Annotated in this window: 11 protein-coding genes; 3 read left to right on the forward strand and 8 right to left on the reverse strand. The window is 75.9% G+C overall.

Going from position 1 to position 14,757, the window contains the following annotated elements:
- Window positions 1-129: 129 nt before the first annotated feature.
- The 6 genes from ACFVX9_RS38620 to ACFVX9_RS38645 all read right to left on the reverse strand — a co-directional run bounded on the left by ACFVX9_RS38620 (window position 130) and on the right by ACFVX9_RS38645 (window position 6,076).
- Window positions 130-1,407, reverse strand: a complete 1,278-nt coding sequence (locus ACFVX9_RS38620; protein ID WP_387986862.1) for a hypothetical protein — start codon at window positions 1,405-1,407, stop codon at window positions 130-132.
- A gap of 79 nt (window positions 1,408-1,486) precedes the next feature.
- Window positions 1,487-2,029, reverse strand: coding sequence for a SigE family RNA polymerase sigma factor (locus ACFVX9_RS38625; protein WP_363376701.1), 543 nt, complete (start codon window positions 2,027-2,029; stop codon window positions 1,487-1,489).
- Between the two features lie 130 nt (window positions 2,030-2,159).
- The gene (gene mycP, locus ACFVX9_RS38630) at window positions 2,160-3,392 is read right to left on the reverse strand and encodes a type VII secretion-associated serine protease mycosin (protein WP_380378408.1); all 1,233 of its coding nucleotides are present in this window, start codon (window positions 3,390-3,392) and stop codon (window positions 2,160-2,162) included.
- Between the two features lie 100 nt (window positions 3,393-3,492).
- Window positions 3,493-3,789 carry a WXG100 family type VII secretion target gene (locus tag ACFVX9_RS38635; protein ID WP_063351107.1) on the reverse strand — a complete coding sequence of 99 codons (297 nt, stop codon included), beginning with the start codon at window positions 3,787-3,789 and terminating at the stop codon, window positions 3,493-3,495.
- Window positions 3,790-3,891: 102 nt separating this feature from the next.
- Window positions 3,892-4,197 carry a WXG100 family type VII secretion target gene (locus ACFVX9_RS38640; RefSeq protein WP_063347614.1) on the reverse strand — a complete coding sequence of 102 codons (306 nt, stop codon included), beginning with the start codon at window positions 4,195-4,197 and terminating at the stop codon, window positions 3,892-3,894.
- 181 nt (window positions 4,198-4,378) lie between these two features.
- Window positions 4,379-6,076, reverse strand: a complete 1,698-nt coding sequence (locus ACFVX9_RS38645; RefSeq protein ID WP_387986868.1) for a type VII secretion protein EccB — start codon at window positions 6,074-6,076, stop codon at window positions 4,379-4,381.
- A 179-nt stretch (window positions 6,077-6,255) separates the two neighbouring features.
- On the opposite strand from ACFVX9_RS38645, the gene eccE reads away from it, so the two are divergent.
- From eccE to ACFVX9_RS38660, 3 genes are all read left to right on the forward strand, one after another.
- A complete protein-coding gene (eccE, locus tag ACFVX9_RS38650) occupies window positions 6,256-7,686 on the forward strand; it encodes a type VII secretion protein EccE (RefSeq protein ID WP_380425254.1) in 1,431 nt (476 codons plus the stop codon).
- The gene (locus ACFVX9_RS38655; protein ID WP_063347616.1) at window positions 7,686-8,453 is read left to right on the forward strand and encodes a hypothetical protein; all 768 of its coding nucleotides are present in this window, start codon (window positions 7,686-7,688) and stop codon (window positions 8,451-8,453) included. Before eccE ends, ACFVX9_RS38655 begins: the two co-directional genes overlap by 1 nt.
- 129 nt (window positions 8,454-8,582) lie before the next feature.
- Window positions 8,583-10,760, forward strand: coding sequence for a MinD/ParA family protein (locus ACFVX9_RS38660; RefSeq protein ID WP_387986872.1), 2,178 nt, complete (start codon window positions 8,583-8,585; stop codon window positions 10,758-10,760).
- 55 nt (window positions 10,761-10,815) lie between these two features.
- On the opposite strand, the gene ACFVX9_RS38665 is transcribed toward ACFVX9_RS38660, so the two are convergent.
- Window positions 10,816-11,760: a bifunctional riboflavin kinase/FAD synthetase gene (locus ACFVX9_RS38665; protein WP_387986875.1), complete on the reverse strand. Its 945-nt coding sequence runs from the start codon at window positions 11,758-11,760 to the stop codon at window positions 10,816-10,818.
- Window positions 11,761-11,825: 65 nt separating this feature from the next.
- Window positions 11,826-14,757: hypothetical protein (locus ACFVX9_RS38670; protein WP_387986878.1), on the reverse strand; the 2,932-nt coding region annotated here is incomplete at its 5' end.

Below are 14,757 nucleotides of genomic sequence, written 5' to 3' on the forward strand. Positions count from 1 at the left end.
GTCTTCTCTAGGGAAATCGCTGGGGGGGTCTCAGCTTCCGGGAGGCACACCCCCTGCACCACCCCCCCCCCCCAAGGGGGAGCCTCCCGTATCTCCCCCCTCGCCCGGGGCACTGCCACGTCCGGACCGCTACTTCCTCAGCTTCCACACCGGCGCGGTGGCGATCGCCTTCAGCTGGTCGGTGCTCAGCGCCGGGGTGCTGCGGGTCGCCGGGGTCTGCTGGGTGCCGCTGTTGAACGCGCTGATCACCACCCGCAGGCCGTCCGCGTGCAGGGTGTCGACGGTCCACATGCCCGGGTTGGAACCCCGCTTGCCGACCACCACCCTGGTGCCGTCCGGCTGCGCCTGGGCACTGCCGAACAGCTCCTCCTTGGTCTTGTCGTCACGGGACCAGTCCTGCACGTTGATCTCCACCAGGGACTTGCCCTTGCCGTCGTTGACCACGAAGTTCGCGTAGCCCGGCTGGCCCCCGGTCTCCGTCTCGGTCAGCCCTGCCGGCAGCAGCTTGGCGACGATCGCCAGGATCTCGTCCTGGCCGTACTCCTTGCCGCTGTCCCGCGGCTTGACCGGCACCGGGTCCGGGATCGAGGCGATGACCCGGTCCCAGGACTTGTCCGTGACGATCGCCTTGAGCTGCTCGGGGGTCAGCGGGGGCTTCGGGCGGCTGTCCGGCGAGCCCTTCTCCGCCGGGGAGTTCCACTCGGACAGCTCGACCTGGCGGCCGTCCTTGCCGATCAGCTTGGCGTTCCACCACTTGGTGGTGGCCCGCTTGTCCGGGTACTCGTAGCCCTGGAGGACGGTCAGCGTGCCGCCGTCCGGCAGGGTGGTGGCACTGCAGGCGTCGTACTGGACGAGCTTCTTGTCCGGGCAGTCGTTCTCCACCCGGTTCGGGTCGCCGTCCGCCAGGCGGCCGAGCGAGATGCCCATCGCGGACTTGCCCTTGCCGTCGTCGAAGACCAGCGAGGCGGTCGCGGCGATGCCGCCGCCGTACGGCCGGCCCGGCTCGGCCCCCGTGCCGGTGCCGGTGCCGCCGGTGGTCTCGCCCTTGGGGAGCAGGGCCTGGAACATCGCCAGCACCTCGTCGCCGGAGACCGCCGGCGGCGCCGAGGCGGAGGCGGACGCCGAGGAGGCCGGGGCCGCCGAGCCGCTGCCGCCGGCGGTGCTCGGGGCGGCCGCGGGCACCGTACTCGGGCGCGGCGAGGAGCCGGTGAGGTACACCGCCCCTGTGCCCACCAGGGCCAGCGCGGCCGCGCCGCCCACCACCGCGGCGGTCGAGCGGCGGCGCCAGCGGCGGCGGCCGCGCCGGTACCCGCCCGCGAGCAGGTCGGACGGCTCGGTACGGAAGCCCTCGCCCGTACGGGTGAGGGCGTAGAGAAGATCGTCCTCGAACTTGTCCGGTTCGGACATGGGTGGTCACCGTCTCCTTGCATCACGAAATTGCGTCACGGGGAGCGTCACGGGGTGCGTCACGGACTACGAGCAGTGGTCAGCGGGCGGCGAGCTCGGCCAGCGAGTCGCCGAGCAGGGTGCGCAGCCGGGCCAGCGCCCGGGTGGTACGGGTGCGGACCGCCCCCGGGGAGGAGCGCAGCATCTCGGCGGTCTCCGCGACGCTGCGGTCCTCCCAGTAGCGCAGCACCAGGACGGCGCGGTCCTTGGGCGGCATCCGGCCGAGGGCGTCGAGCAGGGTCATCCGCAGCGCGCCGTCCGCCTCCCGCGCCTCCGACTCGGGCACGGCCGCGATGGGGCGCTCGGTGCTGGAGCGGCGGCGCTGCTGGGCGAGGAAGGTACGCACCATCACCGTGTGGGTGTAGGCGGCCGGGTTGTCGATCCGGTCCCGGCCGCCGGTCCAGGCGCTGCGCCGCCAGAGCACGTACATCCGGCTGAGGGCCTCCTGGACGAGGTCCTCGGCGTAGTGGGTGTCGCCGCTGGTCAGCAGGCAGGCCGAGCGGTACAGGTGGCCGGTGCGGCCGGACACCAGTTCCAGGAACTCGGCGTCCTCGGCCTCCCGGCCCGCCCCGATCCACCCCATGCCTGCCGCCCCCCCGTGTCCGCGCTCCCTGACACTTCTTGGATGCGGCGAGCGACCCACGACGTTACAGCCGTTCCGGAGGATTCTCCTACGCACTCCCCGGGCACCGGGCAGGTGCTGCGTACCCGGATCAGTCCGCGGACCTGCGGCGCAGGTCGCGCAGGACGACGCCGCCGCCGATGAGCAGCGCGACCAGCAGCGCCCCGATGCCGAGGACGTACGTCGCGGTGCGGCCGTCGCGGTCGGCCTGGGTCTCGCCGAGGCCGACCGGCCGGGGCACGATCGGGGCGGCGGCCAGTTGGACGGGGGCGTCCGGGGTGGCGGTGAACGGCGCGCTCTCGGGGGCCTTGGTGACGGCCCTGACCGGGTCGACCACGCCCCAGCCGATGAACTGGTTCGGATCGCGCTGGGTGCGCTGGGCGGTCTGCTCGATCCAGGCCCGCACCTGGGCCGGCTTCCAGTTCGGGTGGGCGCCGACCAGCAGCGCGACGAGCCCGGACACGTACGGGGCGGAGAAGCTGGTGCCGTTGTCGACGCACTGGCCGCCCCTGGGGACGGTGGAGAGCATGTCGACGCCGGGTGCGGCGACCTTCACGAAGGAGCCGTACTGGGAGAACGGGGCGCGCTCGTTGTTGCGGTCGGAGGCGCCGACGGCGAGCACGGTCGGGAACGCGCCGGGGTAGGTGTCGCCCTCCTTGCCGTCGTTGCCGGTGGAGGCGACCACCACGACGCCGCTGTCCTCGGCGGCCTGGACGGCGGCCTTCAGCTCCTGGTACCCGCCGAAGCCGGCGGCGCCGGCGCCGCGGACGTCCTGGGAGATGTTGATGACCTTGGCCTTGGCCCTGACCGCCTCGTTGACGGCCTGGACCAGGGTGGAGACGTCGCCGTTGCCGTCGCTGTCGTTCTGGCGGATCGACAGGACGGCGGCGTCGGGGGCGAGCCCGACGAAGCCCGTCCGGTCGTAGCGGCGGGCGGCGATGATGCCGGCCACCTTGGTGCCGTGGCCGACCGGGTCCTCCTTGGAGCTGCCCGGGACCTTCTCCTTGGTCTCCCGGTTGACCACCAGGTTGGAGCCCTCCAGGACCTTGCCGGCCAGCTGCGGGTTCTGGTCGTCCACGCCGGTGTCGATGACCGCGACGGTCACCCCCGCGCCGGTGGTCCGACCGCCCTGCCACAGCTCGTCCAGCAGCAGGCGCTGCAGCGACCACGGCACGGTCGGCACGTCGGGCGCGTTCTTCGGGCAGTCGCCCGCGGCGGCCAGCCCGGGTCCGCTGTCCGCGCGCGCCGGGGCGGCGAGCGGGCCACCCAGCACGGCGAGCGCGGCCAGTGCCGCGGCCGCCTTCCGGTACCCGCGTCCGGACACCCTGCCACCCCTCATGTCGTCCACCCGTGCCGCGCGCCGAAGGGCGGGTGCCCGGAGTCCGAGCACCCGCCCCCTCACGTTCCCGCTGGGGAACGCGTGGTCAGTTGTTCCCCCACAGCTTGGCGTTGTTGTTCTCGGTCGTCTTGTAGCTCTGCGCGGCGCTGTCCAGCGAGGAGGCGATCTGCGTGCAGACCTTCTGCAGGTCGGCGGCGCGCGCGTCCCACTGGGTCTGGTGGGCCTGGTAGCCCTGCTGGGCCGCGCCCTGCCAGCTGGACGCGATGCGGTTGACGTCGCCCTTGAGGTCGTTCAGCAGGTGGTCGATGCGACCGGCCGAGGCGCGCACTTCCTCGGCCGCGTGGTGGACGGTCTCGAAGTTGACGAGGATGTGGTCGGACACGATGTCTCCCTTGACGAGGATGCGGAGCACCCCGCGCTCAGCCGCGGGCGCCCCACCGAGCGGAAGGTCGGAACAGAACGGTGATCAGCGCGGTGCGGCTGATCAGCCCTGGGCGTTGGAGAACAGCGCCTTCTGCTCTTCTTCGGTGCTCGCGTAGTGCTTGGTGGTCAGCTCGATCGCGTGCTGGATCGCGGTCAGCGACTCCTTCAGCTTCGCGATGTCGGTGTTGACCTGGTCCTGCAAGGCCTTGTAGGCGCTCGCCGCCTGGCCCTGCCAGCCGCCGGTGATGCCATCGACCGTGCTGATGAGCTTCTGCCGCTCAGCCTCGATCTTCCCGATCGCGTCCTCGATCCGCTTGGCGAAAGCCAGCATCTCCTGAGCGGTCATCGTGAACTGACCCTGAGCCATGCTCCACCATCCCCCATGAGACAGACATTGCGTGTACGGAGGGCAGCGCGGCCCGACCGTCCCATCACCCTAGTGATGTCCAGGAGCACTGTAGTCGGCACACGCAGCTCGCCCAACACCGAACTCGACGCAGTTACCAGACCATGACACGTAGGCCAAGTCCGTTGCCTGGCTTGGCCGATCAGGCGTTCTGCGGCTGGGCGGCGCTCTTCGCCGTCAGCGGCGGGCCGGCCGGGACGAGGTCCGACCACTCGTGCGGCACCGGGAGCGGCTGGAGCTCCTTGTAGCCCAACCGGGCCTGGTTGGCGCCCGATTCGTCCTGCGGCGGCTGCTGGTCCGGCGCGGTGGCGCCCGGCTGCGGGGTGGGCGTCCTCGGGGCACCGCCCTGGCCGGGCTGCCCGCCCTGGCCCGGCTGCGGGGTGGGCGGAGTGGTGGCGCCGCGGCCGCCGTCGCCGTTGGCCGGCACCGAGTAGCGCAGACCGGTCTCGGTGATCAGGAAGTCGGTGCCGGAGCCGCCCGCCGCGTTGTCCAGCGCGCGGTAGAAGAGGCCGTGCCCGGGCGTCACGTACGCGGCGCCCGCGCCGTTGTTGTACGGCGCCGGGTAGGACGTCGCGGCCCAGACGCTGCGCCGGGGCGTGCGGCCGTCCTCGGCGACGCCGTCGAAGGTGCTGCACACGACCAGGCGCGCGTCCTGCCGGTCCTGCCAGTTGTTGGCCGGCGCACCGGACTTCAGCGGCCAGTCGTCCCCGGTGCTCGGCAGCCGGACGTCGTTGCCCAGCTTGGCGTGGTCGGCCGGGGTCATCTCGTCGCTGCGCGGCCGCTTGTCGCCGTCGTACTTGTAGAGGTCCTGGTAGTCCGGGTTCTGCCGGATCAGCTCCGCCTGGAACGGCGTCACCAGGTAGAGCCGGTCCTTGCCGACCACGTAGTGGCGGTCCTGGTAGTGCACCAGCCGGCCGATCCGGCGGTCGGCCTGGTTGCCCAGCTCCACCGAGGAGTTGGGGTTCGGGCTGTCCGCCACCCCGTCGACCTTCGGGAAGGTGATCGGGCTGCCGGTCACCAGGGTGTCCAGCCACTCGCGCTTGACGCGCTGCGGCACCGCGTTGGGCCCGAAGACCGCGGTGATCAGCGACTTGCGCTCCTTGTCGTCCGCCTGCGGCGAGCCGATGCCGTGCTTGCGGCCCTGCGCGTCGACCAGGAACACCTTCGCGTCGCCCGGCCTGGCCGCGGGCTGGCCCGGCGCCGGCTGCGCGGAGACCTGCTGCTCGTCCGCCTGCTGCACCAGCAGCAGCTGGTCCTGACCGAGCATCCGGTCCTTGGCCGCCAGCGCCGCCGCGTCCGGGCCGGCCGCCACGAACACCGCCTGGTTGACGGTCTCCTGCTTGTCGTCCGAGCCCGGGCGGTCGCAGACCGACCACTTCATCGGCTTGTCCGCGTTGTCCCTCGTCGGCAGCTTGTCCGGCGCGTACGGGATGCCGATCGTCGGGCCGTGGTTGGGGTAGCTGTCGAGCACCCCGTCGTCGACCACCACCACCTTGGCCTCGGCCGGCAGCACCAGCCGCGCCGAGGACATGTTGAGCACCTGGTGCAGCCGCCTGGTCCGGCCGTCCGGGTCGGTCAGCACCACGTACCGGGTGGTCGACTTCTTGCCCTGGACGACGTTCTTGCCGTCGTCCCAGTGCAGCGGCGCGCTCGGCTTGAACACCCCCCACAACCCGAACCCGGCGACGATCACCGCCCCGGCCAGCACGCTCGGCAGCACCGCCTTCACCGGGCGCGGCGCGTCCTCGTCGCTGCCGCCGCCACCGGGCAGCAGGAACGCCCCCACCGTGCGCTTGCGGGCGAAGGTGTACGCGTTCAGCTCGTCCCGGCGCGATGCCATCCTCGTCGTCCCCCTCGTCAGACATTGTCGGACCGCCCTGCACCGCCCCCCGCACCCGCCGGGCGGGAACCCGCACGAACCCTCTACGATGCGGCAGCAGACGGTGAGTACGGTACGGGTACGGTCCGCGCACCGGCCAGCCGGGCCGCGGCAACTGATCAGAGAGGGTCACCCGGGGGATGCCAAGCCAGACCGCTCCAGGACGCCGCGGACCGGCAACGGGCGGGAGGTCGCGCCGCTCCGGCCGGGCGCAGCGCGGCGGCCCCGCCCCCGAGACCGCGCCCGGGCAGCCGCTGCCGCCCGCCGGCGGGAGCAGCGGCCGTGACGAAGGCGGTCGCGGGCCCGTCCTGCTCCGGATCAACCCCCGGCCCGGGCTGCTCGGCGGCCGGCTGAGGCTCCAACAGCTCGTCCTGGTCGAGGTCGCGGCCGCGCTGGTCGCGGTGGGCTGGACGATCAGCCGACCGGTCGCCGCCGGCTTCGGCGCGGTCGCGCTGGTCCTGGTGGTGCTCGCCGTGATCCCGCTGCGCGGCCGGACCATCCCCGAACTGCTACGGGTGCGCGCCGCCCTCAAGTCCCGCCGCCGGCAGGCCCGCAGCACGCTGCCGCCGGCCGGCACCGACCCGGCGCTGGCCCCCGCCCTGGAACTCGAACCGGCACTGCGCACCTGCACCCACGCCACCGAGGCCGACCTGGGCGGCCGCCCCGTCCGCCGGGAGACCGGCATGGTCGGCGACGGCACCTTCCTCAGCTCGGTGCTGCTCGTCCAGGCCAAGGACCAGCCGCTGCGCCCGGTGCGCACCGCGCTGCCACTGCCCCTGGACGTGATCTGCTCAGCGCTCCAGGTCGACGACATCACCCTGGAGTCGGTGCAACTCGTCCAGCACACCCAGCCGGCCCCGGCCCCGCACCTGCCCGAGCAGTCGCTGGCCGCCCGCGCCTACCGGGAGCTGCCGGACGGCACCGCCACCCCCGGGCTGCGGCTGACCTGGGTGGCGCTCAAGCTCGACCCGGAGCGCGCCGCGGCCGCCGTCCGGGCCCGCGGCGGCGGCGAGGAGGGCGCCCGCAAGGCGCTGCAACGGGTGACCGACCAGCTGGCCGGGCGGCTCAACAGCGCCGGGTTCAACGCGACCGTGCTGGACGAGCGCGAGCTGATCGCCGCGCTGGCCATCTCCACCTGCGCCAACCCGCTCGCGGTGGCCGGGCGCCAGGGCACCGGCAGTGGCGGCGGCACCACCCGCCGCACCCAGGAGGGCAGCCGGTTCTGGCGGATCGACGACCGCTGGCACAGCACCTACTGGATCTCCCGCTGGCCGCAGCTCAGCCGCCCCGGCGGATCGCCCGGCCGGATCGCCGCACCCGACCTGGTCAACCTGGTCACCGGCTCCCCCGCGCTGGCCAGCACCTTCAGCCTGACCGCCGGGCGCGGCACCGGCGGCTCGGTGACCGTCAGCGGGCACCTGCGGGTGACCGGGCGCAGCGAGAGCGAGGTGACGCAGGTCGGCCGCCAGGTGGAGGCGCGGGCGCAGGGCGCCGGACTCGGCCTGGTCCGGCTCGACCTGGAGCAGGCCCCCGGGGTGCTCGCCACCCTGCCGCTGGGAGGAGCGTCCTGATGGCGTACCAGACCTATCCGGCCCCCGGCCCCCAGCACGGCGCCGAACAGCCCCGGGCGCGGTCCCGGATCCTGCCCGGCTTCGGGCTGCGCGGCCCGCGCCGGGAGAAGCACGTGCTGGACGCCGCGGACCTCGGGGCGCTGGCCTTCCCGGTCGGCGACGACGGCGTGGTGATCGGCGCCGACCCGCAGGGGCTGCCCGCGGTGCTCGGCCTGTTCCGGCCCAGCGCGTACGACCTGGTGCTGGTCGGCGGCGTGTGGACGGCGCAGGTCATCGCGCTGCGGGCGGCCGCGATCGGCGCCCGGGTCGCGGTGGAGACCGCGCGCGGGCAGCTGTGGGGCCCGCTGGCGCAGGCCGCGGGCGGCGGGCAGCCGTGCGTGACGGTCCACCAGGTCGGCCGACTCGGCCCGCAGGGCGCCTCGGTGGCCTCGCCGGTCCTGGTGGTGCGCGACCTCGGCGCCCGCCCGCCGCGCAGCCGGCTCTCCGCCGCGCCCTGGCAGACCACCCTGACCCTGCTGCCGTACCTGGGCCCGCACGCGGCCCGGGTGCTCAACGCGGCCGACCTGGTGGGCGTGCAGCGGGTCTCCCCGCAGGAGGCGGAGCTGACCGGCCGGGTGCTGTCGCTCCCGCCGGAGGACGTCGCCGCGCTGCCCACCCTCGGCGACGACCTCACCCTGTGGGCCACCCGGATGCGGCGCCAGTACGTGCGGGCCGTGGCCGGGCAGGCCGAGCAGCAGGTTCTCGGCGGTCCGCGCCGGATGGACTGAGCGGCGGCGCCGGGCCCGGGGGGCCGCTCCGGATCCGACGCCGCCTTCAACGGGGGTTGCCGCACGGCCTAGTCTTTGATGCGGCAACGGCACCGCTGAACAAGCGGCGGCGAACACGAGGGAGCCCTAGTGAGCAGCGATCGGGACGGCGTCTACGTCGGCGACAACGCGGCAGAGGACGACGACGACTGGTCCGACGCGCCCGACTACACTCCCCCGTCCTGGTACGTGCAGACGGACGCCTCGGCGGCCCCGGCTCCGGCCCCGGCAGTTCAGGCTCCGGCCCCGGCGGTGCAGGCTCCGCAGGCCACCGCTCCGGCGCCGGTGCCCGCCCAGGCTCCGGCCCCGACGCCGGCTCAGGCGCCCGTACCCGCCCAGCCCGTGCCGCCCGCACAGCCCGTCCAGGCCGAGGCGCAGCACGTCCCGTTCCCGGCGTCCGCCCCTGCCCAGGCCCCCGTCCCCGCTCCTGCCCCTGCCCCTGCCCCTGCGTTCGAGCAGCCACAGGCCGTCGCCCCGGGCTGGCCGGCGCAGGCCCCGGCGCAGCCGCAGCCCGCCCCGCAACCGCCGTACCCGGCCCCGGTCCCGGCCCCGCCGCCGGCGCAGCCCGCCCAGCCGGTCCCGCCGCAGACGTACCCGCAGCCGTACCCGCAGCCGCCCGCGCAGCACCTGCCCCCGCAGCAGCCGCTGCCGGCGCACGACCCGCAGGCCGCCGCCGCGTGGGCCGCCCAGCAGGGCGCCGCCCAGCCGCAGCCCGCACAGCCGCAGCAGCCGGCCCCGCAGCCCGCACCGGTGGATCCGCGTCAGGGCGGCTGGCCGCAGCCCCCCGCCTACCCGCAGTCGGCCCAGCCCCAGCCGCACGAGTACCGGCCGTTGCTGCCGGGCGCGCCGCACGAGCAGTCCGGCGGGGTGCAGCCGTGGCCGCCGCAGGGCGCCGTCGCGCCGCCGCCGGTCGCGTTCCCGCACTCCGCCGCCCCGCAGCCGCCCGTGGCGCACGGCGCGCCACTCGGCTACACCGCCGCGGTCGAGCTGTCCTCGGACCGGCTGCTGCGCAGCCAGCCCAAGCAGCAGCGCCAGCAGCCGCGGTTCCAGTTCGGCGGCAAGGCGGCGGCCGCCGAGAAGTCGCGCAAGCTGGAGGTCATCCGCACCCCGGTGCTGAGCTGCTACCGGATCGCCGTGATCAGCCTCAAGGGCGGGGTCGGCAAGACCACGACCACCACCGCGCTCGGCGCGACCCTGGCCAGCGAGCGCCAGGACAAGGTGATCGCGATCGACGCCAACCCGGACGCCGGCACCCTGGGCCGCCGGGTCAAGCGCCAGACCGGCGCGACCATCCGCGACCTGGTGACGGCCATCCCGCACCTGCGCAGCTACATGGACATCCGTCAGTTCACCTCGCAGGACCTCAACTCGGGCCTGGAGATCCTGGCGAACGACGTCGACCCGGCGGTCTCGACCACGTTCAACGACTCGGACTACCGCCAGGTCATCGACGTGCTGGGCCGCCAGTACCCGATCGTCCTGACCGACTCCGGCACCGGCCTGCTGTACAGCGCGATGCGCGGGGTGCTGGACCTCGCCGACCAGCTGATCATCGTCTCCACCCCCAGCGTGGACGGCGCCTCCAGTGCCTCGACCACCCTGGACTGGCTCTCCGCGCACGGCTACGCGGACCTGGTGCAGCGCAGCATCACGGTGGTCTCCGGGGTGCGCGAGACCAGCAAGCTGATCAAGGTCGAGGACATCGTCGCGCACTTCCAGACCCGCTGCCGCGGGGTGATCGTGGTGCCGTTCGACGAGAGCCTGGCGGCCGGCGCCGAGGTCAACCTCGACATGATGCGGCCCAAGGTCCGCGAGGCCTACTTCGAGCTGGCCACCCTGGTCGGCGAGGACATCGTCCGGGCCCAGCAGGCTGCCGCCCAGCAGTCCGGGTGGCAGCAGCAGGTGCAGGCCACGCCGTACCCGCCGCAGCCACAGCCACAGCCATATCCGGGTCAGGCGGGTCAGGCGGGTCAGGCCGGCCAGGCCGCTCAGCCCGCCCCCGGGGCGCCGTGGGCGCCGCAGCCCGGCCAGGCCCCGCCGCCGCCACCCGGCTACGGCTACCCGCAGCAGCCGCCCGCCCCCACGGCCTGGCCGCAGCCGGGCGCCCAGCAGCAGCCGGCCCCGCAGCCGGGCCCGGGCTACGGCTACCCGCCCGCCCAGGGCCAGCCGCCGCAGCCCGCCCCGCCCGCCTCGCCGTCCCAGCCGTCCCCGCCGGACGGCTACCAGCCGCCGCCCGGCTACGGCCACCCGCCGCAGCCCCCGCAGTGACGCCGAAGGGCCCGCCGACCAGGTCGGCGGGCCCTTCCCCGTGCTGCGGCAGTGCTCAGACGCCGTCGGTCAGCTCGCGGGCCTGCTTGACGTCGTCGGCCATCCGGTCGAGCAGCGCGTCGATGGAGTCGAACTTCTCCATCCCGCGCAGGTAGGCCAGGAAGTCCACGGCCACGTGCAGCCCGTACAGGTCCAGGCCGACCCGGTCGATGGCGTACGCCTCGACGGTGCGGGCGGTGCCGTCGAAGGTCGGGTTGGTGCCGACCGAGATGGCGGCGGGCATGCGCTCGCCGTCGGCGGTCAGCCAGCCCGCGTACACGCCGTCGGCCGGGATCGCGCTGTGCGGCACGGTCTCGACGTTGGCGGTCGGGTAGCCGAGCTCACGGCCTCGCTGCGCGCCGCGCACCACCACGCCCTCGACCCGGTGCGGGCGGCCCAGCACCTCGCCGGCGCCGGCCATGTCCCCGGTCGCGACCAGCCGCCGGGTCAGGGTGGAGGAGAACGGCTCGCCGGACCCGGCGGCGCCGCTCACCTGGAGGTCGACCACCTCGACGTCGAAGCCGGCCGAGCGGCCCAGCTCGGTGAGCAGCGCGACGTCCCCGGCGGCCCGGTGCCCGAAGCGGAAGTTGGGGCCCTCGATGACGGCCCGGGCGTGCAGGGCGTCGACCAGGACCTGCCGGACGAAGGTCTCCGGCGACTCCTGGGACAGCTCCGGGGTGAACGGCAGCACCAGCACCGCGTCCACGCCGAGGCCCGCGATCAGCTCGGCGCGGCGCGCCTGCGGGGCGAGCAGCGGCGGGTGGCTGCCCGGGCGGATGACCTCGCGCGGGTGCGGGTCGAAGGTCACCACCACCGCGGGGAGGCCGAGTTCGCGGGCCCGCTCGACCGCCCGACCGATGATCAGCTGATGCCCGCGGTGCACCCCGTCGAACGAGCCGATGGTGACGACGCTGCGTCCCCAGTCAGCGGGGATCTCCTCCAGGCCACGCCAGCGCTGCACCCTGACCGCTCCTTGTTCCGTACGGCGCGTACCCTCTGTACGCTCAAACGCTCAAACCCGAACCCCTATAGCGTGCCATGCGCCTGCTCCTGCTCCGGCACCGGAATGCGGGTTGGGCGCACCGGCGGGTGCGCGGCCCGCCCGGGCACGGTCCGCTCCGCCTCGGCGGCCGCGTACTGCGGGTCGCGGCCGGCCGCCGCCAGGGCCCGCATCCGGGCCAGCCGGGGCCCGTCCGGCGCGGTCGGGGCGGCGTCCCGCGGCCACTGGGCGAGCAGCTGCGCGAACGCCGCCGAGCGGCCGGCCCAGCGCACCAGCAGTTCGTCCGCGGCCGGCAGGCCGGGCGTCGCCCGGGCCAGCACCGCGCGGGCCCGGGCCGGATTCTCGGCCGCGCAGTGCTCGGCCAGCCGCTCCACGGCCGCGGTCAGCACCGCCGGGTCGGTCTCGATGGCGAGCAGGGTGTCCAGCAGTTCGCAGCGCAGCGCGTCCGCCGCCGGGTCGGCCACCGGGACGGACAGCACCTGGGCGAACGGCCGCCGCACGCCCGCCGCACGGGCGGCCAGCGCGCCGCCGAGCAGCACCCGCAGCTCCAGCCGGGCGGCCGGGCCGCCGGTCGCGGCGCGCTCCAGGCGGCGGCCCAGGTAGTCGACGGCGACCGGGCCGGCCAGCGTCGGGTGCTCGCGCAGCAGCCGGGCGGCGAGTTCGGCGCCCCGCCGGGTGGCCACCGGGGTGCGGGCGTCGGCGAGCATCCGCAGGGTCTCGGCGGCGGCCGCGCCGGGGGCCGCCAGCCGGTCGGCGAGCGCGGCCAGGACGGGTTCCGGGTCGCTCTCCAGGGCGGGGGCCAGCGCCCTGGGGGTGAGGAAGGCGTCGCCGCCCGCCCGGTGCAGGGCCAGCGCGGCGGGGAGGTGCTCGGCCCTGGTCGCCGGGTCGCCGACCAGCAGGGCGAGGGCGGCGCCGTGCAGGCCCGGTTCGTCCTCGCGGGCGAGCAGGGTCAGCGCGCTGAACCGCAGCAGTCCGGCGGCGGCGCCGACGGCGTGCGGGGCGGCGTGCAGGGCGTGCACGGCGGCGGCGACGTGCCGCTCGGGCCGCCCGTCGTGGCTCCAGCGGTCCACCGCCCGGCAGAGCGCGGAGGGTTCCTCGGTGGCGAGCACGGTGAGCAGCGCGTCCGCCCTCGGGTGCGCGGCGTCGGCCAGGGCGTCGGCCAACTCGTCCAGGGCGAGCCGCCGGTGGGCGTGCAGCAGGTCGTGGGCGAGGTCGGCGACGGTGTGCCCGGGGCGGCCGGGCAGGCCGCGCGGATCGTCGAACCAGGCGCAGAGCAGCGGGAACACCGCGACGGGGTCGGCGCGCAGCCGCTCGGCCACCGCGCCGAGGAACGGCTGCCCTGGCCCGTCGGCGGCCACCAGGCGGCGCAACAGGGCGAGTTCGGCCTCGGCGGGCAGGCCGAGGCCGGTCCAGAACGCCGGGCCGAACGCGCCGAGCCCGTCCGCCGGGAGCGCGTCCAACCCGCCTTCGGCGACCGCCCGTTCGGCGATCCGCCCGGCCAACTGGTCGAGCAGCGCCCGGTGTTCGGCCGGATCGGGGCTGGCGGCCAGCCCGGCGGTGAGCAGCCGGCCCGCCCACCAGGCCGGTTCGCTGCCGGGCGGGCGCAGGTCCAGGGCGCGCCAGAGCCGGTGCAGCCACGGGTCCAGGGCGGGTGCGCCCCAGGTCTCGGCCAGCCGGTGCAGCGCGGCGGCGACCGGGCCGATCCGGTGCCGGGGGACGCCGCGTGGGGGGCCTGCCGCGGACGCGCCCGCCAGCCCGTTCGCGGGCGAGGACGGCGTGTCCGCGGCCTCGCCGAGCAGCAGCCGCAGCGCGGCGTCCAGGTCCAGGTGCAGGCCCTGCAGCCAGTCCGCGAACTCCCCGTGCGCGAAACGGAATCCGGGCCCGGCCGGGACGAACAGGCCCTCGGCGAGGACGGCCGTGGCCCAGCCGCCGGCCGCCGGGAACAGCTCCTCGAAGACGGCCCGGCCCAGCCCGCCCGGCCCGGCGCCGAGCATCCGCCGGGCCGCCTCGTGCACCCGTCCGGCCACCGCGGCCGCCAGCCGCCGCACCCGCCCGTGGGAGGGCCCGGCCGGGCGGGCGGAACTCCGGCGGTGGGCGCCCGGCCGGCGCTGCCGCCCGTCCTCGGCCAACCGCCGGGCCACCCGCAGGCAGCGCAGGTCCAGGTAGGCGGCGAACAGTTCGCCCCGGCGGCCCGGCTCCCCGCGCAGGCCCTCCGCCCACAGCTCGCCGGCCAGCCGGACGGCCAGCGGGTGCCGCGCGTCGGCGTCGGCCGGCCAGCCCGGCGGCAGCCCGTAGCGGCGGCGCACCCGCTCGGCCGCCTCGGCGGGGAGCGGGCCGAGCCGGTGCCCGGCGAGGCTGGGGGCGCCCGGGCCGTCGCCGTCCATCCGGACGGTGGGGGCGCTGGCCAGGTCGCCGTCCGGCTCCGGCGGGTCCGGGTACCGGGCGGGGCCGGGGCCGCTGCCCCACTTCTCGGCCGCCAGCCGCACCCAGGCCTCCTCGCCGCAGGCGGTCAGCAGCCGCGCCCCGCAGCCGGTCAGCCAGTCCCCCGCGCCGCGCAGCCAGCGCGGGTCCAGCGGCGCCGGGGCCTCCTCGGGGCCGTCCAGGACCACCAGCAGCGGCCGCCCGGCCGCCGCGCACAGCGCCGCCACCGGTTCCGGCGCGGGCGCCGGGGTGCCCAGCTCGGCCGCGACGGCGGCCAGGGCCCGTTCCACCGGGGCGGCGAGCGAGCGGTCCTCGGCGCGCAGGTCGGCGCCGCGCAACCAGAGGGTGGGCAGCGGCCGGGCGCCGCCGGCGCGGCGGGCGGCGAGGGCGGCGAGTTCGGTGGAGCGCCCGCTGCCGGGGGCGCCGACCAGCGCGGTGACGGTGGCCTGCGGCTCGTCCCCGGCCAGTCCGTCGGGCCGGTCGACCCGGTCCGCGGCGAGCCCGGCGACCCGGTCCGGGCCGGCCCCCGCGGCGGCC

This window comes from Kitasatospora sp. NPDC058243 (assembly GCF_042882025.1).
Taxonomy (GTDB): Bacteria; Actinomycetota; Actinomycetes; order Streptomycetales; family Streptomycetaceae; genus Kitasatospora.

What these genes read in the sequence shown, in the direction of transcription:
- ACFVX9_RS38655 (WP_063347616.1), top strand. Translation starts at nt 7,686, where the DNA reads ATGGCGTACCAGACCTATCCGGCCCCCGGCCCCCAGCACGGCGCCGAA.
- ACFVX9_RS38620 (WP_387986862.1), bottom strand. Translation starts at nt 1,407, where the DNA reads ATGTCCGAACCGGACAAGTTCGAGGACGATCTTCTCTACGCCCTCACC.
- ACFVX9_RS38625 (WP_363376701.1), bottom strand. Translation starts at nt 2,029, where the DNA reads ATGGGGTGGATCGGGGCGGGCCGGGAGGCCGAGGACGCCGAGTTCCTG.
- ACFVX9_RS38640 (WP_063347614.1), bottom strand. Translation starts at nt 4,197, where the DNA reads ATGGCTCAGGGTCAGTTCACGATGACCGCTCAGGAGATGCTGGCTTTC.
- ACFVX9_RS38645 (WP_387986868.1), bottom strand. Translation starts at nt 6,076, where the DNA reads ATGGCATCGCGCCGGGACGAGCTGAACGCGTACACCTTCGCCCGCAAG.
- eccE (WP_380425254.1), top strand. Translation starts at nt 6,256, where the DNA reads ATGCCAAGCCAGACCGCTCCAGGACGCCGCGGACCGGCAACGGGCGGG.